This window comes from Pseudomonas sp. 31 R 17, assembly GCF_900004915.1.
GTDB classification, from domain to species: Bacteria; Pseudomonadota; Gammaproteobacteria; order Pseudomonadales; family Pseudomonadaceae; genus Aquipseudomonas; species Aquipseudomonas orientalis_A.
The window spans coordinates 1,559-2,119 of sequence record NZ_CVTN01000070.1 but is presented as its reverse complement, the minus strand read 5'-3'; the positions used below and the strand labels follow the sequence as shown (position 1 = coordinate 2,119).

Annotated in this window: 1 protein-coding gene; it reads right to left on the bottom strand. The window is 58.3% G+C overall.

The annotated features are described in order from the left end of the window. Positions 1 to 561: immunoglobulin-like domain-containing protein (locus BFP89_RS28975; protein ID WP_176718426.1), on the bottom strand; the 561-nt coding region annotated here is incomplete at both ends.

The window sequence follows — 561 nt, the reverse complement described above, 5'->3', positions numbered from 1 at the left end:
CCGTCAGGGTGACAGTGGTGGTATCGACCACATCAGTAATGGTGGTGACCGCAGGCGTAGTGCTCGGCACCAGGTTTTCAAAGTTGCCGCCGGTAGCGCCTGTAATAGTGGTGCTGACGGTCGAGCCATTAACGTAGACGTCATTGGCCGGGGTATCGACAACAACAGTACCCGTCGACTCACCCGCCTTGATGGTAATCACCGAGCCATTGCTCAAGGTAACGCTCACCGGCGTCTGCGCCGGGTTGTTCAATGTCGCGGTGTAAGTGATCTGACCGCCTTCGGTCACGGTGGAACCGGCCGTCAGCGTGACAGTAGTGGTATCGACCACATCAGTAATGGTGGTGACCGCAGGCGTGGTGCTCGGCACCAGGTTTTCAAAGTTGCCGCCGGTTGCGCCGGTAATAGTGGTGCTGACGGTCGAACCATTAACGTAGACGTCATTGGCCGGAGTATCGACTACCACCGTACCCGTCGACTCACCCGCCTTGATGGTAATCACCGAGCCATTGCTCAAGGTGACGCTCACCGGGGTCTGTGCCGGGTTGGTCAATGTCGCGG